Origin of the sequence: Streptomyces albiaxialis (genome assembly GCF_039530985.1) — a bacterium.
Classification (GTDB): domain Bacteria; phylum Actinomycetota; class Actinomycetes; order Streptomycetales; family Streptomycetaceae; genus Streptomyces; species Streptomyces albiaxialis.
This window is the reverse complement of sequence record NZ_BAAAPE010000007.1, coordinates 825,943-847,096: the sequence shown is the minus strand read 5'-3', so window position 1 is coordinate 847,096 and position 21,154 is coordinate 825,943. Positions and strand designations below refer to the sequence as shown.

At 73.3% G+C, this 21,154-nt stretch carries 15 protein-coding genes; 12 read left to right on the top strand and 3 right to left on the bottom strand.

The genetic code is table 11. The features are described 5' to 3' along the window. Positions 1-29 precede the first annotated feature (29 nt). The 6 genes from ABD343_RS14845 (at position 30) to ABD343_RS14820 (ending at position 12,909) form a co-directional block, all read left to right on the top strand. The gene (locus tag ABD343_RS14845) at positions 30-2,414 is read left to right on the top strand and encodes a serine/threonine-protein kinase (protein WP_344528029.1); all 2,385 of its coding nucleotides are present in this window, start codon (positions 30-32) and stop codon (positions 2,412-2,414) included. Between the two features lie 206 nt (positions 2,415-2,620). Further along, positions 2,621-5,905: a hypothetical protein gene (locus ABD343_RS14840; RefSeq protein WP_344528027.1), complete on the top strand. Its 3,285-nt coding sequence runs from the start codon at positions 2,621-2,623 to the stop codon at positions 5,903-5,905. A 45-nt stretch (positions 5,906-5,950) separates the two neighbouring features. After that, positions 5,951-7,561: a serine/threonine-protein kinase gene (locus ABD343_RS14835; RefSeq protein WP_344528025.1), complete on the top strand. Its 1,611-nt coding sequence runs from the start codon at positions 5,951-5,953 to the stop codon at positions 7,559-7,561. A 58-nt stretch (positions 7,562-7,619) separates the two neighbouring features. Then, positions 7,620-9,317 carry a serine/threonine-protein kinase gene (locus ABD343_RS14830; RefSeq protein ID WP_344528023.1) on the top strand — a complete coding sequence of 566 codons (1,698 nt, stop codon included), beginning with the start codon at positions 7,620-7,622 and terminating at the stop codon, positions 9,315-9,317. Positions 9,318-9,440: 123 nt separating this feature from the next. Continuing rightward, a complete protein-coding gene (locus ABD343_RS14825; protein WP_344528021.1) occupies positions 9,441-11,090 on the top strand; it encodes a succinic semialdehyde dehydrogenase in 1,650 nt (549 codons plus the stop codon). Positions 11,091-11,133: 43 nt separating this feature from the next. After that, entirely contained in the window at positions 11,134-12,909 is a 1,776-nt protein-coding gene (locus ABD343_RS14820; protein WP_344528019.1) for a GMC oxidoreductase, read from the top strand. A gap of 596 nt (positions 12,910-13,505) precedes the next feature. Here the strand turns inward: ABD343_RS14820 and ABD343_RS14815 are convergent. Continuing rightward, positions 13,506-13,778: a chorismate mutase gene (locus ABD343_RS14815; RefSeq protein ID WP_344528017.1), complete on the bottom strand. Its 273-nt coding sequence runs from the start codon at positions 13,776-13,778 to the stop codon at positions 13,506-13,508. Positions 13,779-14,070: 292 nt separating this feature from the next. On the opposite strand from ABD343_RS14815, the gene guaA reads away from it, so the two are divergent. Both guaA and ABD343_RS14805 read left to right on the top strand, forming a co-directional pair. Further along, on the top strand, positions 14,071-15,654 hold the full coding sequence (gene guaA / locus ABD343_RS14810) for a glutamine-hydrolyzing GMP synthase (RefSeq protein WP_344528015.1): 1,584 nt from the start codon (positions 14,071-14,073) through the stop codon (positions 15,652-15,654). A gap of 38 nt (positions 15,655-15,692) precedes the next feature. Next, positions 15,693-16,883: a hypothetical protein gene (locus ABD343_RS14805; protein ID WP_344528014.1), complete on the top strand. Its 1,191-nt coding sequence runs from the start codon at positions 15,693-15,695 to the stop codon at positions 16,881-16,883. 56 nt (positions 16,884-16,939) lie between these two features. Here the strand turns inward: ABD343_RS14805 and ABD343_RS14800 are convergent, their stop codons facing one another. Further along, complete coding sequence (locus tag ABD343_RS14800) at positions 16,940-18,244, bottom strand: hypothetical protein (protein ID WP_344528012.1); 1,305 nt, start codon at positions 18,242-18,244, stop codon at positions 16,940-16,942. 65 nt (positions 18,245-18,309) lie between these two features. Here ABD343_RS14800 and ABD343_RS14795 point away from each other — a divergent pair, with 65 nt between their 5' ends. After that, on the top strand, positions 18,310-18,564 hold the full coding sequence (locus ABD343_RS14795) for a helix-turn-helix transcriptional regulator (RefSeq protein ID WP_344528010.1): 255 nt from the start codon (positions 18,310-18,312) through the stop codon (positions 18,562-18,564). After that, positions 18,561-19,118 carry a hypothetical protein gene (locus ABD343_RS14790; RefSeq protein ID WP_344528008.1) on the top strand — a complete coding sequence of 186 codons (558 nt, stop codon included), beginning with the start codon at positions 18,561-18,563 and terminating at the stop codon, positions 19,116-19,118. The genes ABD343_RS14795 and ABD343_RS14790 overlap by 4 nt, the downstream gene beginning before the upstream one ends. Positions 19,119-19,224: 106 nt before the next feature. Here the strand turns inward: ABD343_RS14790 and ABD343_RS14785 are convergent, their stop codons facing one another. Next, on the bottom strand, positions 19,225-19,755 hold the full coding sequence (locus ABD343_RS14785) for a rhodanese-like domain-containing protein (protein WP_344528006.1): 531 nt from the start codon (positions 19,753-19,755) through the stop codon (positions 19,225-19,227). A gap of 93 nt (positions 19,756-19,848) precedes the next feature. Here ABD343_RS14785 and ABD343_RS14780 point away from each other — a divergent pair, with 93 nt between their 5' ends. Then, complete coding sequence (locus ABD343_RS14780) at positions 19,849-20,337, top strand: Lrp/AsnC family transcriptional regulator (protein ID WP_344528004.1); 489 nt, start codon at positions 19,849-19,851, stop codon at positions 20,335-20,337. Between the two features lie 62 nt (positions 20,338-20,399). Continuing rightward, positions 20,400-21,149, top strand: coding sequence for an LLM class flavin-dependent oxidoreductase (locus ABD343_RS14775; protein WP_344528002.1), 750 nt, complete (start codon positions 20,400-20,402; stop codon positions 21,147-21,149). The last annotated feature ends 5 nt before the right edge of the window (positions 21,150-21,154 follow it).

Genomic DNA, 21,154 nt, shown 5'->3' with positions numbered 1-21,154 from the left:
TCTCACGCAGAGGGGACACAAGGGGATTCATGAGCGAGGACACGGGACGGCTGGTAGGCGGTCGCTATCGGCTCGGGGATGTCCTCGGGCGGGGCGGAATGGGCACCGTCTGGCGCGGTCAGGACGAAATCCTGGGCCGCACGGTCGCGGTGAAGGAGCTTCGGTTCCCGTCGAGCGTCGACGAGGACGAGAAGCAGCGGCTCATCACCCGTACCCTGCGTGAGGCCAAGGCGATCGCCCGGATCCGCAGCGGCAGCGCCGTCACGGTCTTCGACGTCGTGAACGAGGACAGCCGCCCCTGGATCGTCATGGAGCTGATCGAGGGCCGCTCCCTCGCGGACCACATCAAGGAGGACGGCCCGCTCTCCGCCGAGCGCGCGGCCGAGGTCGGCCTCGCCATCCTCGACGTGCTGCGCGCCGCGCACCGCGAGGGCATCCTGCACCGCGACGTGAAGCCGTCCAACGTGCTGCTGGAGGACAACACCGGCCGGGTCATCCTCACCGACTTCGGCATCGCCAAGGTCGAGGGCGACCCCTCCGTGACGTCGACGGGCATGCTCGTCGGCGCCCCCTCGTACATCTCGCCCGAGCGGGCGCGCGGCAAGCCGCCGGGGCCGCCCGCCGACCTGTGGTCGCTGGGAGGGCTGCTCTTCGCGGCCGTCGAGGGCCGCCCTCCGTACGACAAGGGCTCGGCCATCTCCACGCTGACCGCGGTCATGACGGAGCCGGTGCCCCACTCGGAGCGGGCCGGCGAGCTGAGCGAGGTCATCTCCGGACTGCTGGTCAAGGACCCCGAGAAGCGGCTCGACGTCGAGAGCGCGCGGGTGCTGCTGGAGCCGGTGGCGTTCGGCTTCAAGAGCGCCGCCGCCGGTACGGGCGGTGGCTCGGACGCCACGCGCACGGCGGTGCTGCCGACTCCGGGCACCGGCACGCCACCGTCCGGGCCCGCCGGTACGCCGGGCGGCGAGGGCGGCGGGCGGCGCAAGAGGCGCGCCGAGAGCGGCAGTTCGGCCGACCGGCTGCGCGGCGCGCTGAAGTCCGTGCGGAACGCGGCGGGTTCGGCCGCGGCGGGTGCCACCGGCACCTCGTCGTCGGGCGCGGGCACCGGGGCCGGGGGCGCGGACGCCTCCGGCGGCGCCGGTACGGGCACCCGTAAGCCCAAGGACAGCAGGGGCTCCGGGGGTTCCCGGGGCCGTACGGCGGGTGGCGGCACGCAGCGGAAGGGCTCCGGGGCCGCGGGCGCGGGTGCCGGTGGCGCCGGTGCCGCCGCCTCGTCCGGCGCGCGGCACTCCCTGACGAAGCCCACCGCCCCCTCCAGGCCCTCGACGCCGCCCACCGCGCCCCCGGCGCCCACGAGCCCGCCCAGGGCGTCCTCGGGGGCCTCAGGGGCTTCCGGGGCCCCGGGGCCCTCCACGTCGGCGGCGGGCCCCCCGTCCCCGGCCGCGTCCCGTGAGCTGCCCGCAGAGGGCGACGGGGCGGCCCGTACGGGCAGTGGGAAGAGCGGAAGCGGCGCGGGCACGGGTGCGGGGGCCGGTCCCGGCACCGGCGGCGGTTCGGGCAGCCGGGCGCTGCCGCCCGAGAGCGGCGGCAGCGGCGCGATCACCTCGCTGCGCGACCTGCGGGAGCTGCCCGAGCTGCGGCAGGGCATCTCGCGCCGGATGCTCGGCCTCATCGCCGCGGCCGTCGTCATAGCGGTGATCGTGGTCGTCGCCGTGGTCGCCACCGCCTCCGGCGGCGAGGGCGGGGGCGACGAGGCCAAGAACGGCGGCTCGTCGAGCGGCAGCGCGGGCGGCGACGCCAAGGGCGGGAAGGGCGGCAAGCCCGCCGAGGGCGAGCAGGGCGAGGGCGGCTCCGACGGCAAGGACGACAAGCCCGAGCAGCCCCAGAAGCCCGGCGAGGGCGACGACAAGGGCGAGAAGGACGGCGAGGACGGCAAGGGCAAGGGCGGCAAGGACGCGCTGCCCGCGGGCTACAAGACGGTGTCCGACGGCCGTTTCCACTTCAGCATGGCGATGCCCGAGGGCTTCGAGCGCACCGGCGTCGCGGGCAAGAACTCCGGCGGGAAGTACTCCGGCGGCGGCCTCCCGAAGATCCAGGTGGACTTCAACGACAGCCCGCTCGCCAACGCCGCGGGCGCCTGGCGCAGCCTGGAGCCCGCCGTCAAGGGCTCCAGCCCCGGGTACCGGCCGCTGGGCATCAAGAAGACCGAGTGGCGCGGCTATCCGACCGTCGCCGACTGGCAGTTCCTGCGCCAGGAGGACGGGCAGAAGGTGCACGTGCTCAACCGAGGCTTCAAGGTCGACGGCAAGCGCGGCTACGCCATCATGATCACCTGCAAGGCCGACGGGTGGCAGGACAAGAAGTGCGCCACCCTCCGCAAGACCGCCTTCAAGACCTTCAAGCCGACCGGCTGAGGGCGGTTCCGGGCCGTCGCTTCGGGGGAAGGGCGGAAGGAAGGACGTACCCGGCGACTCACTCGCGCAAGTGACCGGACAGAGTGAGCCGTACGGGCACGCAGGTCTGTTCTGGCACGTATCGTGAAAGACCGCAGTCCGTCATCAGCCGCAATGAGGCGGAGTGAGAGCGGAATTGACGGTCTGACGCGCTATGGGGAGGCGTCGTGGAGGACTTCGCGGGATACGCGGGGCGGTTGCTCGCCGACCGCTACCGCCTGCCGCGTCCGCCCTCCGAGGAGTACGAGTTCGCGGAATCGCTGGCCTGGGACACCGCGAGCGGCCAGGAAGTCCTCGTCCGGCAGGTGCCGTTGCCCGAGGTCATCGAGGCCGAGGTCGTCGACGACGGGTACGGGCACGGCGGCGAGGGCGGCCCGGGCGGCGGCTCCGGACGGCTGCGGGGCTCGACCGGCCGTGCGACCCGCAGGCCCGCCGACCCGGTGGTGCGCCGCGCGGTCGAGGCGGCGGTCGCCGCCTCCCGCGTCCCCGACCACCCGCGGCTCGACCAGGTCTTCGACGTCTTCGTCGAGGGCGACGGGCTGTGGATCGTGAGCGAGCTGGTCCCCGCGCGCCCGCTCGCCGCCTTACTGGCCGACCGGCCGCTGGGCGCGCACCGCGCGGCGGAGATAGCCGCCGATCTGCTCGCCGCCCTCCGCGTCGTGCACGCGCACGGCTGGGCCCACCGCAACATCACCGCCCGCACCGTCCTGATCTGCGAGGACGGGCGGGCGTTGCTCACAGGTCTCGCCGTCGGCGCGGCCGAGGAGGCCCTGTGCGGCTACGACCCGCTGCCGGAGCCGGGCCGCGTGCCCGCGCCGCCCACGGGTGACATACCGGATGGGCCGGACGCGTCGGGTGGGTCTGCTGGCCCTGCTGCTGGTGGGGGCGGTGCTGCTGGTGTTGCCCGTCCCGGCGGTGAGGATCCGGGACCGGCCCCCGGCGAGCTGGGGAACGGCGCCGGGAACGGGAACGGCGGCCCCGGGCGGGAGCCTGCGGCCAGTCCTTACCACGACACCATCCCGTACGGGGGCGCCCGCGGGCCCGCGACCTGGACGGGGAGCCCGCTGCCCGAAGGGTTCGCCGCGCGTCCCGACGGCCCCCCGGGCGGGGACGACGCGCGCGGCAGGGGCATCTTCGGCTTCGAGGGAATGCAGCCGGACGAGGACGCCGGGCGCGGCGGCGAACCGGTCGGCGGACCGGGCGGACAGGCCCCTCACGGCCAGGGCGGACACACGGCTCCCAGCGGCGTGCGGAACGGCCCCGGGGCGCGGGGCGACGGCTCGCAGGCGCCCGTGGCGCACGGTTACGGCACGGCGGGCGCGCCCGGGCTGCGCGGAGCGGCCGAGGACGGGGACGCGTCCGCGCGGGCGGCACGCAGGGGCGCCATCGCCGCCTACCGCGCGGGCACGCAGCGCGCGGCGGCCGAGACGCGGGACGGGGCCGACGAGCGCGGGCCCGGCGCGCGGCGGGACGACGGCGCCTCGCAGCGTCCCGCGGCCGACTGGTGGTCCACCGCGCCCGTGGGCCCGGGCCACGGCCGCGGCACCGGCGCGGGTATGGGCACCGGAACCGGTACCGACGCGGGTGGCGCGCTCGACGACGACGTGCGCTGGCTGTCCTCCGCCGAGGACGAGGTACGGCCCGACGCGCTGGGCGGCGGGGGCGCGCGGGGAGTGGACCGGGACGAGATCTACGGCCCGCGCGCGGCGGGACCGTACGTCACACGCCCCGACGAGGACACCGGCCCGACGGCGCTCCCCGGCGCCCGCCAGGGCGGCAGCCGCAGCGTGCGTGCCACATGGCGCACGGAGACGTACGCCGGGGACGAGGAGACGGGCGACGCGCCGTACGCCCCGGACGCGAATGACCCGTACGGCGCGAGCGACGGCTACGGCGCGAACGAATCGTACGGCGCGAGCGACGGCTACGGCGCGAACGAACCGTACGGTGCGAACGACGGCTACGGAACGGACGGTCAGTACGGCGCGAGCGACCAGAACGGCGCCTACGACGAGTACGGCTCCTATGACGGCGATCCCGACGGGACCGGTGACGGGGACGGCGGTGCGGAGCGCTGGGGCGGCGAGGAGGCGTCGGAGGGGCGTTACCGGGGTCCGGCCACCGCGCTCGCGGCGGAACGGGCGCGCCACACGCGGATGACCGTCGTCGGCCCCGTGACCGAGCGCTGGGCCCCCGAGCAGGCCGGGCCCGTCTACGAGAACTGGCGGCTCGCGCCGCCCGTCGGCCCCGCCGCGGACCTGTGGGCCCTGGGCGCGCTGCTCTTCCGCGCGGTGCAGGGGCACGCGCCGTACCCCGAGGACAGCGCGGCCGAGCTGGTGCAGATGGTGTGCGCCGAGCCGCCCGCGTTCGCGGAGGACTGCGGGCCGCTGCGGCCGGTCGTCGAGTCGCTGATGCGCCAGGACCCCACCGAGCGGCCGGACTTCGAGGAGCTGCGCGGCTGGCTGCGCTCGCTGATCCGCTCGGCGCCCGAGCCCGAGGTCGGGCAGCGGACGGTGACGGCCCCGCCGTCGCTGGAGGCGCCCGCGCCCGCTGACCCGCGCCGCCTGCCGATCGTGCGGCGCAGGGGCGAACTGGTGCGCAGACGGAAGGCGGAGAAGCGTCCCGTCGTCTCCGAGCGCCGTCAACGGCACAAGAGGGAGCGGGAGAAGCCGCAGCGCAGCCCGCGCCGCCTGGGACGGCTGATCGTCGGCCTGGTGCTGCTCGGCATGGCGGCGGCCGTGGCGTACGCGATGTGGTTCATGCCCGAGCAGAGCGAGAGCGGCGGTGCGCAGAAGGGCTCCGTCGTGGTGCCGGACGAGCCGGAGGAGAAGCCTCAGGGCGGCGAGGACGGCGGCACGGAGGGCGAACCGGGCGGCAAGGAGAAGGACCAGAGCAAGGACAAGGACAAGGGCGGAGAGAGCGGCAAGGGCGGTAAGGGCGGCGGGGACAAGGACGAGCCGTCCGGGGACCGTCCGCCGTCCGGCACGGGCTCCGCCAAGGCGCCCAAGGGGTACAAGACCAGCCGTGACCCGGCGGGCTTCCAGATCGCCGTGCCGAAGGAGTGGGACAGGCGGTCCACCAACGGCAAGGGACAGGTGCTCTACAACGGCGGCGACGTCACGATGATCATCGTCAACGGGCGCGACACGGCCAAGAAGTACGGCAAGAACCCGAGCGCCTACCAGAACGACGACGAGCCCGAGCTGTCCGCCTACCGTGCCTCCGACTGGACGAGCACGACAGGGCTGCGCCGTATCGACGTGGGCGACACCCCCATGGCCGAGGGCACGTTCAAATGGAAGGACGGCGGAGGGCGCGAACTGTACGCCCGTAACCGCGCGGTGCTGCTCGACGGCCGGTACCACGTGCTGCTCGTCCAGGGCTCGCAGGGCAAGAAGAAGGAGATCGACCGCCACTTCGAGGCGGTCGCCGACACCTACCGGGTGACCTGACCCGCGTCTTCCCGGCTGCGCGGGGCGCTGCGGCATGATGTGCTCATGGCGGTGCACGGGGAGAACGCTCTGATCGCGGGGCGGTACCGGGTCGGGGAGCGGCTCGGGCGGGGCGGCATGGGCACGGTGTGGCGTGCAACGGACGAGGTGCTGGGACGGCAGGTCGCCGTCAAGGAACTGCACCTGGGCGAGGAGCTGTCCGAGGACGAGCGCCGCAGGCTTCGCCAGCGGACGCTGCGGGAGGCCCGCGCGGTCGCGCAGCTCGGGCACCCCAACATCCTCGTCCTGCACGATGTGGTCGAGCAGGACGGCCGCCCCTGGATCGTGATGGAGCTGGTCGAGGGGCGGTCGCTCGCGGAACGTATCGCGGCGGACGGCCCGTTGGAGCCGCGCGAGGCGGCGCGTATCGGGCTGGCGCTGCTGGCCGCCCTGCGCGCCGCTCACGGGCGCGGGGTCCAGCACCGCGACATCAAGCCCGCCAACGTGCTGCTGGAGGCCGAGAGCGGCCGTACGGTCCTCACGGACTTCGGCATCGCACGCGTCTCCGGGCTGACGACGATCAGCGAGACGGGCAGCCTCTTCGGCTCGCCCGAGTACATGGCCCCGGAGCGGATGTCGGGGGAGCGGGCGGGCCCCGAGGCGGACCTGTGGTCGCTGGGGGTGCTGCTGTGCGCGGCCGTGGAGGGCGAGACGCCGTTCCACCGGGAGTCGCTGACGAGCGTGGTCCACGCGGTCGCGATGGAGGAGATCCGCTTCCCGCGGAGCGCGGGCCCGCTGCTTCCGGCCGTACGGGGCCTCCTGGTGCGCGGCGTGGCGGCACGTACGGGCACGGACGAGGCCGAGCGGATGCTCCGTGCGGTCGTGGACGGCGAGCCCGCTCCCGCCCCCGCTGCTCCCGTCGTGGCGGCCCGGCCCGTGGCGCCCAGGGACGAGGCACCGGCACGGCGCGGGAAGCGCACCCCGCTGCTCCTCGCGGCCGTCCTGGTCGCCGCGCTCGCCGGGGGCGGTGTGGCGGCCGGTGTGGTGCTCAGCTCGCGCGACGGTACGGACGGAGCGGACGGCACGAACAGGGCGGAGGGTTCGGCCGCGTCCGATTCGGCGTCCGAGTCGGCGTCCGCCTCCCGTACGGATGGCGAAAAGGCGAAGGAGGACGATTCGGCCGCTCCCTCCGGCACGTCCCCCGAGGAGACAGAGAAGCTTCTTCCCGCTCCCGGTGGATACCGGACGGTCGACGATCCCCTGGGTTTCCGGATGGCGGTTCCCCAAGGGTTCACCCGTTCCCACGAACCGCCACGGGTCTTCTACTACTCGCCCGGAAAACGCTTCCGTATCGGCATCCACATCCAGGATCAGCACGCGGGCGGCTCGATCGGCGCGATGCGCGCCGCGCACAAGGAGGCGCCCGACCGCTATCCGGGATACCGCGATGCCGAGGTATCTCCGCGCGAGCACGGCGGATTTCCGGGTGCGCGATGGGAGTTCACCTGGAACGGTGAGAGGTCCGACGGAGGGCCACGGCACACGTTCGACCAGAGCTGGGACGAGAACGGGAAGATGTACGACGTTTGGGTCTCTTCGCCCTTGCCCGAAGTTTCGCGCGGCGAGCGGTATTTCGATACGGCACTGAAGAGCTTCGTGCGGACAAGGCCGCGTTGACGTCACAGGTACGTGAACGTGCTGGAAACCGGCCAGCTCCAAGGGGTAAGGGTGGGGCATGACGAACGAGGGGGACGGGTTGGACGAGCCGACGAGCTATGGGCTGAGGCCACCCGGGGCGCAGGCGCCCGGCGCCGCGCCGGAGGCCATGAACGGCGGTGGCGGTGTTCCGCACCAGCCGGGGCCGCCCGGTGCCCAGGGCGCGTACGAACCGACGCGGGCGGTGACGCAGCACGCGGGCTCCGGGCAGGCTCCGGGTACGGGCCGGCTGATCGGCGGCCGGTACCGCCTCAACGCCCGTCTGGGACACGGCGGGATGGGCACGGTCTGGCGGGCCCGTGACGAGGTGGTGGACCGGGACGTGGCGGTCAAGGAGCCGCGCGTGCCGGACCATCTGACCGACGCCGAGCGGCAGACCATGTACCAGCGGATGCTCCGTGAGGCACGTACGGCCGCGCGGATCGACCACCCCTCCGTCGTGACCATCCACGACGTGGTCATGGAGAACGAGCAGCCCTGGATCGTGATGGAGCTGGTCCAGGGGCGTTCGCTCGGGGCCGTGCTCCATGAGGGCACGCTCGACGCGCGCGAGGCCGCCCGTATCGGCTCCGCCGTCGCGGGGGCGCTGGACGCCGCGCATGTCTCCGGTGTGCTGCACCGCGACGTGAAGCCCGACAACGTGCTGCTGGGCCGGTACGACCGTGTGGTGCTCACCGACTTCGGCATCGCCACGGTCGAGGGCGAGCAGCGGCTGACGGAGACGGGCGCGTTCGTGGGCTCGCCGGAGTACACCGCGCCCGAGCGGGTGCTGGGGCAGCGCCCCGGTCCCGAGTCGGACCTGTGGTCGCTGGGCGTGGTGCTGTACGCGGCGACGGAGGGCGTCTCGCCGTTCCGCCGCTCCAACACCCCCGCGACGCTCCAGGCGGTGCTCTCCGCCGAGGTGCAGCGGCCCGCGCAGGCGGCGCGTGCCTCCGGGGCGCTGGGCATGCTGATCACGCGGCTGCTCAGCAAGGAGCCGGGGCTGCGCCCGGACGCGCAGGAGATCCGTCAGGTCCTGACCGATGTGGCGCGCCCTCCGCAGCCGAAGGCCGCGCCGGACCCCGGCCCCGAGGGCGGCTCGGCGCTCGGCCGTGCCCTGCGCGGGTACGGCCGTAAGGTGCGCACCAGCCGTAAGTGGCAGTTCGGTACGGGCGGTGTCGTGGTCGCGATCGGGGCGGCCCTGACGCTGTTCTTCGTGCTCACGGCCGAGGATCTGCCGGACGGCTGGAAGGTGCACAAGGAGGACAAGTACGTCCGTGCCTCCCTTGCCGCGCCGGGGGACTTTACCCGCAGCGTCGACAAGCGCGAGGTCGTCTACCGCAACGCCTCTGGCAGCTACGAGATCAAGCTGTCCCTCTCCACCAAGGACAACGCGGCGAACTCGCTGGCCCAGGCGAACAACTGGCGGGACAACTACGAGAAGAAGCAGCCCTCCTACATGCTCGACGAGGGCGACATGGTCGAGGCGAAGTCCGCCGTGCAGGAGGTCACGCACCAGGGCAAGAACGCCGCGGAGATCGTCACGACGTACCGGGAGGCGAACGACTCGGGCGAGCCGGTCGGCCCCCTGATGCGCCGCCACGAGTTCGTCTACGTCAACCCGGACGACATGAGCTGGGACCTGACCGTCGACATGCCCCGCAGGGGCGCGGAGGGCAGCAAGGGCGAGGACATCTACAAGAACGTCCTCAAGTCCCTGAAGATCAACAAGCTGTAGGCGGATCGACAGGCCGGACGTGGGGAGGGCGGTGGGAATCTGCCAGTGCTCACTGGCAGATTCCGTGAAAAGGGGTTACCGCCGGGTATACGACAGTGGCCCCACGGTCGTAGTCTCGCTGGCATGACGGACTCGCAGGACAGCACCACCGCCCCGGCCGGCGCGACCGGCACCGCCCCGGCCGACGGTTCCGGCAACCCTGTCGCCGCCGCCCCCTCGGGCGCGCGCACGGCCGCCGACGTGGTCACCCCGGCGCTCGTCGCCGAGCTGACCCGGGGCGTCCGGGGCAGCGGCACCACGGCCTGCCACACGCCCCTCACGGGGGAGAAGCTCGCCGACCTCCCGGAGTCCACCCCGGAGGACGTCGCCGCCGCGTTCGACAGGGCCCGCGAGGCCCAGCGCGCCTGGGCGGCCGTGCCCGTACGGCGCCGGGCCGCCGTCCTGCTCCGCTTCCACGACCTCGTCCTGAGCCGTCAGACGGAGGTCCTGGACCTCATCCAGCTCGAAACGGGCAAGGCCCGGCTGCACGCGCACGAGGAGGTCCAGTCCGTCGCCGTCGCCGCCCGGCACTACGGCCGCAAGGCGCCCTCGTATCTGCGCCCCAAGCGGCACACGGGCGCCATCCCGACGCTCACCAAGGTGACCGAGCTGCGCCACCCGCGCGGCGTCGTCGGACAGATCGCCCCCTGGAACTACCCCTTCGAGCTGTCCGTCGGCGACGCCCTGCCCGCCTTCGCCGCGGGCAACGCGGTCGTGATGAAGCCCGACACGGAGACCGCCCTCACGGCCCTGTGGGCCCGTCGGCTGCTCATCGAGGCGGGGCTTCCCGAGGACGTCTGGCAGATCGTGATCGGCGACGGCCCCGTGGTGGGCCCCGAGGTCACCGACCGGGGCGACTACGTCTCGTTCACCGGCTCCACCCGTACGGGCCGCGAGGTCGCCCAGCGCGCCGCCGCCCGCCTGGTGGGCTGCTCGCTCGAACTGGGCGGCAAGAACGCCATGCTCGTCCTGGAGGACGCGGACCTCGACAAGGCCGCCGCGGGCGCCGTGAGGGGCGCGTTCTCCTCGGCCGGGCAGCTCTGCATCTCCATCGAGAGGCTGTACGTCCACGAGACCGTGGCCGACGCCTTCCTGGAGCGCTTCGTCGCCCGTACGCGCGCGATGCGCCTGGGCGGCTCCCTCGCGTACGGGGCCGACATGGGCTCCCTCGTCTCGCAGCGCCAGATGGAGACGGTCACGCGGCACGTCGAGGAGGCCGTCTCCAAGGGCGCGAAGGTCCTCACGGGCGGCAGGGCCCGGCCGGACATCGGCCCGCTCTTCTACGAGCCGACCGTCCTGGACGGCGTCGAGTCCCCCATGGCCGTCTGCGGCGAGGAGACCTTCGGTCCCGTCGTCTCCGTCTACCGCTTCTCCGAGGAGGACGAGGCCGTCGAGCTGGCCAACGCGACGCCGTACGGGCTCAACGCGAGCGTCTGGAGCACGAACGGCTCCCGTGCCCGCGCCCTGGCCGCGCGGATCCGTACGGGCACCGTGAACGTCAACGAGGGCTACGCGTCCGCCTACGGCAGCGCCCAGGCCCCCATGGGCGGCATGGGCGACTCCGGGCTGGGCCGCAGGCACGGCTCCGAGGGCATCCTCAAGTACACCGAGCCGCAGACCGTCGCCCACCAGCGCGTGCTGCCGATGGCGCCGTCCCTGGGCATGGACGACGCCTCCTACGCGGCCTTCATGTCGCGCTCCCTCAAGGCCCTGAAGGTGCTCCGCTTCCGCTGAGGCCCACGGGGGCCGGTGGCCCCGCTTCCCGACTGGAGGATCAGTGCACGCGTACGACTACGACGTGATCGTGGTGGGTTCGGGCTTCGGCGGCGCGGTCTCGGCGCTGCGGCTGACGGAGAAGGGCTACACGGTCGGCGTCCTGGAGGCCGGGCGCCGGTTCGAGCGCGACGAGCTGCCCAAGAGCTCCTGGGACGTGAGGAACTTCCTGTGGGCCCCCGCGCTGGGCCTCTACGGCATCCAGCGCATCCATCTGCTGGCGAATGTCATGATCCTGGCGGGCGCGGGGGTCGGGGGCGGTTCGCTGAACTACGCGAACACGCTCTACGTGCCGCCCCGCCCGTTCTTCACCGACCGCCAGTGGGGCCACATCACCGACTGGCAGGCCGAACTCGCGCCCTTCTACGACCAGGCCCGCCGCATGCTCGGCGTACGCCTCAACCCGACCATGACGCCCTCCGACACCCATCTGAAGGCAGCCGCCGACAGGATGGGCTACGGGGACTCGTTCCACCTGGCACCGGTCGGTGTCTTCTTCGGGGACGGCAAGGACGCCGACGGTGAACCCATCGCCCGTCCGGGCGAGTCGGTGGCCGACCCGTACTTCGGCGGAGCGGGCCCGGAACGCACGGCCTGTGTGGAGTGCGGCGAGTGCATGACCGGCTGCCGCAGGGGCGCCAAGAACACCCTCAATGAGAACTACCTCTACCTGGCCGAACAGGCGGGCGCCCGGGTGCACCCCATGACGACCGTCCTGGGCGTGCGGGAACGGGACGAGGACCTGTACGAGGTCGCGACCGTACCGACCGACAAGCGCCGGGCGCGCCCGCGCGTGCTGCGCGCCCGTCATGTGGTCCTCGCCGCCGGTACGTACGGGACGCAGACCCTGCTGCACCGGATGCGCGACAGGGGCGACCTGCCGCGCCTGTCCGGGCGGCTGGGTGAGCTGACCCGTACCAACTCCGAGGCCCTGGTGGGCGCCCAGACGGTGCCGCGCCGCTACCGGAAGGTGCACGGCAAGGAGGCGAAGCTCGACTTCACCAAGGGCGTGGCCATCACCTCGTCGGTCCACCCGAACGCCAATACCCACATCGAGCCCGTCCGTTACGGCAAGGGGTCGAACTCGATGAGCGCCCTGACGACCCTCCAGGTGCCGCCCAGCCCGAGGCTGCCCGGGGCGCTGGCCTACCTGGCGACCGTCGCGCGGCACCCCACGCAGTTCCTGCGCTCCCTGTCCGCGCGCAAATGGTCCGAGCGCGTCATCATCGGTCTGGTCATGCAGACCCTCGACAACTCTCTGACGACCTTCCGCAAGGACAAGGGGCTGGGCAAGGGGCTGCTCACCGCCCGCCAGGGGCACGGTGCTCCCAACCCGGTGCACATCCCCGAGGGCGCGGAGGCCGCGCGGGTCCTGGCCGACGAGATCGGCGGCTTCGCCGGGACCAATGTGGGCGAGCTGATGGGCACGCCCCTGACCGCGCACTTCCTGGGCGGCTGCCCCATCGGCGAGGACACGGAAAGCGGCGTCATCGACCCGTACCACCGCCTCCACGGCCATCCCGGGATCAGCGTCGTCGACGGCTCCGCCGTCTCCGCCAACCTCGGGGTCAACCCCTCCCTGACCATCACCGCACAGGCCGAACGTGCCATGTCCCTGTGGCCCAACAACGGCGAACCGGACGCCCGTCCCGCACAGGGCGAACCGTACGTACGGCTGAAGCCCGTGGCGCCCCACCGTCCCGCCGTCCCGGACACCGCGTTCGGCGCGCTGCGGCTGACCGTGGTGGAGCCGGACGAGCGCGGGGAGCACGGCGCGTAGGGAGGGCACGCAGAGGGCACGCGGCCGGCCCACGGCGGGCACGGCGAAGGGCCCCGGGGTGCCGGCCGGGTGGGTGGCGGCATCCGGGGCCCTTGGCGGTCAGCACAGGCGTCAGGGCAGCGCCCGTGCTGAGGGAGCGGCGCCGGGGGGTAGCGCCGCTGGAATGGTTCGACCAATGGCAGAGGAGCTGCCCTGGCCCACCAAATGGCTGGAGTTGTCAGGGGATTGCTGCTCTCTGCATCGTGGTGGATGCGCCTCATGCTGCGCAACCGTTTCGACGGAGTCGATAGTACGGTCGCACCGCTCGGCTGAAAGTTGTCCCCCAGGGAGCCACGGAAAGGTCCGCGGAGCGGCCGGTCCAGGGCGTCCCCGGGACCGGCCGCTGTCGTGACCGGGCTGCTGTCCCCTGCTGTCCGGTCACAGCACCGGAGCGAGGTCCCACGACGCCGCCGTCTCCGCCTCACGGGGAAGCACGGGCGTCTCATCGCTCCGGTGACGCCGCCCCCTCGCCGCCGGGCCCGGCTGGCTTCAGGGACACCCCGTCCAACGAACCCCTCGCGGGGCGGTCACGCGCCGTACGGGTGAGGCGGCGGGGCTCAACGTTGCCCCCGGCACAGCCCCAGCAGCGTCATCGCCAGCTCGGTGCCGGGACGTCCCAGCTCGGCGCGGTAGCGGTCCAGGATCTCCTTCTCGCGCGCGAGGTGCACCCGGCGCCCGCCGGAGGCGATCCGTGCCTCCTGGATGCGGGCCGAGATCTCGACGCGTTCTCGTACGAGTCCGAGGATGCGGGCGTCGAGCTGGTCGATGCGGGCGCGCTCGCCGGAGATCACCGTCTCGGCTTCGGCACGGGGGTCGGTCTGGGTGTCCATTCGGCTGCTCCTGCTGTCGGGGAGCCGCGGACCACTGACGGGGGCCCGGAGCCGGAACGACAGGCGCCCCGGGCCTTGAGTGGCCCGGGGCGCCTGGGAAGTCGCGTGTCAGTGGCTCACGCGGAACGACCATGGCAGCCGGACGGGCCGGTGCCATAGGTAAACCAGAAGGTCGTCTGCGTGAACATGCGAGCCAGTATGCCCCGGGCCCGTCCCACCGCCAAGTCCGGGCTTTCCGAGCGCCCCGTTATCATCGGGACCACACCCCCGCTTCACCGCCGAAAGGCCGCCCGTGGCTCCCACCCCGTCCGAAACAGCGCCGGACACCGTCCTCGTCGTCGACTTCGGCGCGCAGTACGCCCAGCTCATCGCCCGCCGTGTGCGCGAGGCGCGGGTCTACAGCGAGATCGTCCCCTCGACCATGCCCGTCTCCGAGATGCTCGCCAAGGACCCCAAGGCGATCATCCTCTCCGGCGGCCCCTCGTCCGTGTACGCGGAGGGGGCGCCCTCCATCGACCGTGCCCTCTTCGAGGCCGGCGTCCCCGTCCTGGGGATCTGCTACGGCTTCCAGCTCATGGCGCTCACCCTGGGCGGCACGGTCGACAACACGGGCAGCCGCGAGTACGGACGCACCGAGCTGGCCGTCTCCAGGACGTCCTCGACGCTGTTCGAGGGCACCCCCGCCGGGCAGCAGGTGTGGATGTCGCACGGCGACGCCTGCTCGGCCGCCCCCGAGGGCTTCACGGTCACCGCGTCGACCGACATGGTGCCCGTCGCCGCCTTCGAGGACGACGAGCGGAAGCTGTACGGGGTGCAGCACCACCCCGAGGTGATGCACTCCACCTTCGGCCAGCAGGAGCTGGAGCACTTCCTGTACCGGGGCGCCGGGCTCACCCCGTCCTGGACCACGGCCAGCATCGTGGACGAGCAGGTCGAGGCGATCCGCGAGCAGGTCGGCGGCAAGCGTGCGATCTGCGGACTGTCCGGCGGCGTCGACTCGGCCGTGGCCGCGGCGCTCGTCCAGAAGGCCATCGGCTCCCAGCTCACCTGTGTGTACGTGGACCACGGGCTGATGCGGAAGGGCGAGACCGAGCAGGTCGAGAAGGACTTCGTCGCCGCGACGGGCGTCAGGCTCAAGGTTGTCGACGCCTCCGAGCGCTTCCTGTCCGCGCTGAGCGGCGTGAGCGACCCGGAGCAGAAGCGGAAGATCATCGGCCGGGAGTTCATCCGCGTCTTCGAGCAGGCGCAGGCCGAGATCGTCGCCGAGGCGCCCAGCGACGAGCCGGTCGCGTTCCTGGTGCAGGGCACGCTCTACCCGGACGTCGTCGAGTCCGGCGGCGGCACCGGCACGGCCAACATCAAGTCGCACCACAACGTCGGCGGGCTCCCCGAGGACATCGAGTTCGAGCTGGTCGAGCCGCTGCGCAAGCTGTTCAAGGACGAGGTCCGGATGGTCGGCCAGGAGGTCGGCCTGCCGGAAGAGATCGTCCAGCGGCAGCCGTTCCCGGGCCCCGGGCTCGGCATCCGTATCGTCGGCGAGGTCACCCGCGAGCGCCTGGACCTGCTGCGCGAGGCCGACGCCATCGCCCGCGAGGAGCTGACCGCCGCCGGCCTGGACCGCGACATCTGGCAGTGCCCCGTGGTGCTCCTCGCGGACGTCCGCAGCGTCGGCGTCCAGGGCGATGCCCGTACGTACGGACACCCTGTCGTGCTGCGCCCCGTCTCGTCCGAGGACGCGATGACGGCCGACTGGTCCCGCCTGCCGTACGACGTGCTGGCCCGCATCTCGACCCGTATCACCAACGAGGTCGCGGAGATCAACCGCGTCACCCTGGACGTGACCAGCAAGCCCCCGGGGACCATCGAGTGGGAGTGACCTTCGGAGGGCGGACTCGCGTTCGATAGATTGCCGGGATGCCTGACGAGGGGGACGACGCGCTGGACGGCGCGCGCGAGAGAGACCGGCAGCGGCGGCGCCGCCACAGGATCCTGTGGGGGGCCGCCGCTGTCGTGGTCGTTCTCGGGATCACCGGCCTGGCGCTGAAGCCCACGGCGACCGACTGGTGGGTCGCCAGGTCCGCCTGCGACGGCGGGATGCCCGACGGTGCGATGGACGAGCTGCGCGGCACCACACGGGACGCCGACGCCCGTCTGAAGACGGCCGAGGAGTCCTTCGAGCCCCAGCTCGGGCGCTACACGTGCGAGGTCGGGAACGAGGACGACGAGCGCGTCGTCGACGTCGAGGCGTACACCCGCGCCGACGACATCCACGCCCGGATGTCCTACGACTTCCAGGAGGCCGGCGAGCGCGCCACCACCGCGCTGCCCGCGGGCCTGCCCGGCTACGAGCGACGGGAGGGCCTCGGCACCGTCCTGCTGCGCGACTGCCCCGGCCTCGGCAAGGACGCCTCCGGACGGACCCGCCAGTTGTACGTGTCCGTCCTCGCGGGGAGCGACGCACGGCCCGCCGCGATGCTCCGCGCGAGCGTCGGGATCACCAACAGGGCGGCGCGGAAGCTCGGCTGCGGAGGCAAGGACCTGCCCGTCCCGGAGAAGGGCACGGAAGCGGCGTCCGTACCGCCGCGGAAGACCGCCGGGACGCCGTGCGCGGCCCTCGCCGAGGGGCCGCTGCGCGGCCCGGAGTGGACCGTGGACGTCCGGACGTCCGGCAGCGGGCCGATGAGCAGTTGCAGCGTGCGGCCCAAGGGGCACGACGACTCCGGCCGTGCCCACGGGCCGGTCCTCCAGGTCACCGGCTGGTACGGGGACTGGTCGCAGCGCTTCATGTACCACGAGACCGCGCTGCGCCACGCCCGGTCGCTCACCGAGGACGGGGCCCGTCCCTGGATGCGGGAGAGCGGCGGCTGGGCGATGGCCCGCTGCGGCGGGCAGGCCGCCAACTTCGAGGCCTGGGTGCGCGACGCCGACGACGCCGGGGACGACGGAGTCAGCGCGTCGTCCCTCCGCCAACTGCGCGGGATGAAGGGCGGGGAACTGCGCCGCCTGCTGGACGGCTTCGTCCACGACCAGGCCGGACGGCGCGACTGCGAGGGGCTGCGCGTGCCGGCCGAGGTCTCGCCGGAGCCGAAGAAGAAACGGCGGTAGGAGGACGGCCGTACGGCTGCCCGCACGGCCGTACGGACGGCCCGTCCCTACGGGCGTCACGGGTAGCGGAGCGTCAGTCCGTACCGGGTGTCGATCTCGGTGCGCAGACGGTCGGCCGTGCCGCGCGGGACGTCCCTGTCGCGGGCCCATGCGTCGTAGGTGGCGAAGAGCTGCACCCTGCCGTCCATCAGCCGTTCCGCGGCGCGCTTCCCCTTGCCCGCGGGTGCGTCCGGGCGGCGCTGGGCGAGGGTGCCCTGCGGGGGCGGGGTGCCGTCCACCCGGGCCCCGGACGCGCGGTACAGGCCCTTGCTGTGGCGCAGGACGGCACGGTCGTAGGCGGCGAGATCGGGAACGGCCCCGTCCTCGACCTGGTCGGTGCGTGCACGGGCGAGGGTGGCGGTGAACCGGGCGATGGCGCCCAGCTCCAGCCTCGTGCCCGCCTGCCGGTCCCGGTACTCCTCGACGCCCTTCTTCTCCCGAATGGCCCGCAGCCTCGCGGCCTCGCGCCGCTCCTGGGCGGTACGGGGCCTGTCCTCGGGCTCGCCCGCGTCGTCGTGGAGCCGTTCCAGGTAGGCCGCGAGACGGGCCCGTCCGGCGTCGTACAGGATCGCGTACGCGCGGGGGGAGACCGTGAGGCGGTTGAGCACGGCCTTGAGCTCGGGGGCCGACAGGCTGCCGGTGCCGCCGAAGACCGCGTGGTACTCGCGGGGGTGGGGGAACGGGTCGGCCCAGTTGCCGCTCCCGTCCTCGTGACGCGCCTCCTCCGTGGAGGCCGCGGGGCGCTTCCAGTCGTGCGGCCCGCCGAACGCCAGGTCGCGCTGCACGTCGCCGATGTACGCGGCGAGCGCCTGGGCGACGTACGGGGCGAGGGCGGCGGGGAAGCCCGTGTCGCCGGTCGCCTCGCTGTCGCCGTCACTCGACTCACCTGACCTGATGGCCTCGCCGAGGACGTGGACGGCGCCGTGGACGACCCGCGCGGAGCGCTCGCCGTGCGGGCGGGCGCGTGCGTCCTGCTCGTCGGCGGTGCGGCCCGTCGCGGCGGCCAGCAGGGCGCGGCCCGCGGCGCGGGTGCCCCGCGCGTTCTCGCAGAGCGGCGCCCCTTCCGTGCGGAGCAGCTTCTCCAACGGGCCCGTACGCGTTCCCTCTTCGCCCGGGTCGAGCGCGGCGGCGGCGCGGGCGGGGTCCTTCGCCAGCGTGCGCGCGGAGCGGGGCGCCGGTCCGCACGCCGTTCCCTCCGCCTCGTCGCCCCAGGGGACGCCCAGGGTGACTCCGGCGACGACGAGCACGACGAGCGCGGAGGAGGCGGCGAGCAGGAGACGCTGCGGGCGCTTCAGGGCGCGTATGCGCTGGGGGAGGGGCACCGTGCGAGGTTAGCGGCCGCGCGGGGGTGTTGCGTACTCGCTCTCGGGCGTATAAGTTCTTATACATGAGTGAGCGTGTGCACAATAGATTGTCGGTGGTGCGCGCGGAGCGTCGGGTGTCACGCCAGCAGTTGGCCGAGTCCGTCGGTGCGCATTACCAGACGATCGGCCACATAGAGCGCGGGCAGTACAACCCGAGCCTGGATCTCGCGCTGCGCATCGCGGAGTATTTCGACCTGCCGCTGGAGGCGCTGTTCTCCCTCCAGCCATTCCGCCCGCTCACGGACGAGGTGTACGGCACGGGGAGGAGCAAGTCATGACGGCGAACGCGAACGTGAGGGCCTCGCGGTACGACACGTGGGCGCTCAGGACGATGAACGACCCGCGGGCCAAGCGCTGGCACGCCACGCGCGCGGCCCGGCGCCGCTTCGTCGCCGCCCACATCGTGATGACGGCAGCCGGTACGGCGAGCATGATCGCGATGTACGGGACGGGGCGGATGTGGTGGCTCGCGCTCCTCGTCCTCGCGCTCGTGGCCTGGATCCCGCTCACCGGGTTCCTCAACTCGATGACGCGCGGCCTGCTGGAGCTGCGCACCCGCATGCTCGACGAGCGGCAGTTGGCCGAGCGCGGCGCCGCGCACACGCTCGGGCACCGGATCACGGGCTGGGCGATGGCGGTCGCGCTGGTCGGGTTCTTCGTCGCCCACCTCGCAGGGACCGAGCTGGACGAGCTGGCGGTGCCCTTGGCGGCGACCGGGTTCGCCCTGTTCGTGCTGCACCGGCTGCTGCCGCTGTGGATCGCGGCCCTGCGGGTGGAGGACGAGCCGGAGGACGACGAGGTCGACGAGGTGCTCTCCGGGGCCAGGGCCTGACGCCCGCGACGGGGGCAGCGCCGGAGCCCGGCGCCCGACGTCCGCGCCGGGGGCCCTCGCCCGGGCCCCCGACGGGCCCGGCGTCAGGGGTCGGTCTGGCTCGGGCTCAGCAGCCGCAGGTGGCGGCGTCGCCGGTGGCTCCCCGTGGCGCGGGGGCCGTCAGCGGGTCGGCGGGGCGTATCGCCCCGGGCCCGTGGGCGCTGTCGACGGGAAAGCCCTCCCTGATCCAGTACTCGATGCCGCCGAGCATCTCGCGGGCCTGGTAGCCGAGTCGGGAGAGGGCGAGTGCCGCGCGGGTCGCGCCGTTGCAGCCGGGGCCCCAGCAGTACGTGACGACGGGGACGGCGGGGTCCAGCAGAGCTGGGGCACGCTCCGGGATGTCGGCCGTCGGCAGGTGGAGGGCGCCCGGGATACGGGCCTGGTCCCATCCGGCTCCGGCGCGCGAGTCGATCAGCACGAAGCCGGGGGACCCGGGGGCGGTCGAGGCGCCCGAGGTGAGCGCGGCGTGGACGTCGGACACGTCCGTCTGGAAGGCGAGCCGGGCGGCGAAGAAGGCCGCGGCGGTGGTGGTGTCGGTGGTGTCGGTGGTGTCCGTGGTGTCGGGGGTCTCGGTGGCCGGTGCGGAGGTCGTAGTCATGCGGGAAACGCTATGGTCGCGAGCGCCCGTCCGGAACGGAGAATTCACGGCACTCTCCTTGCCTAGCCGGGGATTCCCGGGTACTTCTCGGAGATGGCCGCTGATTCCCTCGACGAGACCGATATCCGCATCCTCGAAGCGCTCCAGCGCGACGGGCGCGCCAGCTATACCGAGCTGGCCCGCGCCGTGTCGATGTCCGCGAGCGCCGTCACCGAGCGCGTCCGGCGGCTGGAGGAGAGCGGGGTGATCTCCGGCTATACGGCGGTCGTGGACGTGGAGAAACTGGGCCTGGGCATCCTCGCGTTCGTACGGCTGCGCTATCCGACGGGGAACTACAAGCCGTTCCACGATCTCCTCGCCTCCACCCCGGAGATCGTCGAGGCCCACCATGTGACGGGGGACGACTGCTTCACGCTGAAGGTCCTCGCCCGTTCCATGCGCCATCTGGAGACGGTCACCGGGCGCATCGCGGGACTCGGCGCCGTGACGACCAGCGTCGTCTACTCCAGCCCGCTCCCGGGCAGGCCGGTCACCGGAGCGGTCACCGGAGCCGTCGCCGGGGGCCGGGCCGACGGTGTGTGAACGGCGTACGAAATCCGGCGCGGGTGCGAAACAGCCGACCGCCGCGCCGAGTTGACCTCGGCATGGCAGAGGTGACGTGGGGCGTGGTCCTGGACCCGGCCGCTTCCGGGAATCTGGTGGACGATGCCGTCGCGCAGGCGCGGCAGGCGGTGGCGGCCGGGGTGCGGTCCGCGTGGCCGATCGCGGTGCTGCGGGAGTTTCTGACGGCGCTGCGTGCCCTGCTGGAGACCGGCACCGCCGACTTCCACGGCGAGTTGCTGACCGCCGCGCCCCCGCTGTCGGCCGCCGTGCCCGGCGCCGACCCCACTGTCGGCCGCCGTGCCCGGCGCCGATCCCACCGTCCCCGTGCTCGTCGCCGCGATGGGCCCCAGGCGCTGCGCGCCACGGGCGAACTCGCCGACGGCGCCCTGCCGTTCCTCGCGGGTCCCCGTGCCCTCGGCGAGCACATCGTGCCGACGCTCACCGCCGCAGCGGAGCGCGCGGGCCGCCCGGCGCCGCGCGTCGTCGCGTTCGTGCCCGCCGTCGTCACGTCCGGCGCCGCCGCCGCCGCCGACGCAGCGCGCGAGGCCGCCGCCGAGCAGACCGCGTTCTACGACCGCATCCCCTCCTACCAGCGCGTGATCGCCCTGGAGGGCGTGCGCAGGGCCGCCGAACTGGTCGTCGTCGGCGACGAGGAGAGGGCCGCCGCCGAGGCCCGCCGCTACCCGGACGCGGGCGCCACCGAGATCGTCTTCTCCCAGACCGGCCTGGCCGGGGAGGAGTCCCGCCTGCGCGCCTGGCGCCTCGCGGGGGAGCTGGCGGCGGGAGGGTAGCGGCG

Coding starts and splice junctions, on each gene's coding strand:
- ABD343_RS14790 (WP_344528008.1), top strand. CDS start 18,561: ATGACGGCGAACGCGAACGTGAGGGCCTCGCGGTACGACACGTGGGCG.
- ABD343_RS14780 (WP_344528004.1), top strand. CDS start 19,849: ATGGCCGCTGATTCCCTCGACGAGACCGATATCCGCATCCTCGAAGCG.
- ABD343_RS14805 (WP_344528014.1), top strand. CDS start 15,693: ATGCCTGACGAGGGGGACGACGCGCTGGACGGCGCGCGCGAGAGAGAC.
- ABD343_RS14795 (WP_344528010.1), top strand. CDS start 18,310: ATGAGTGAGCGTGTGCACAATAGATTGTCGGTGGTGCGCGCGGAGCGT.
- ABD343_RS14785 (WP_344528006.1), bottom strand. CDS start 19,755: ATGACTACGACCTCCGCACCGGCCACCGAGACCCCCGACACCACGGAC.
- ABD343_RS14835 (WP_344528025.1), top strand. CDS start 5,951: ATGGCGGTGCACGGGGAGAACGCTCTGATCGCGGGGCGGTACCGGGTC.
- ABD343_RS14830 (WP_344528023.1), top strand. CDS start 7,620: ATGACGAACGAGGGGGACGGGTTGGACGAGCCGACGAGCTATGGGCTG.
- ABD343_RS14845 (WP_344528029.1), top strand. CDS start 30: ATGAGCGAGGACACGGGACGGCTGGTAGGCGGTCGCTATCGGCTCGGG.
- ABD343_RS14825 (WP_344528021.1), top strand. CDS start 9,441: ATGACGGACTCGCAGGACAGCACCACCGCCCCGGCCGGCGCGACCGGC.
- ABD343_RS14815 (WP_344528017.1), bottom strand. CDS start 13,778: ATGGACACCCAGACCGACCCCCGTGCCGAAGCCGAGACGGTGATCTCC.
- ABD343_RS14775 (WP_344528002.1), top strand. CDS start 20,400: ATGGCAGAGGTGACGTGGGGCGTGGTCCTGGACCCGGCCGCTTCCGGG.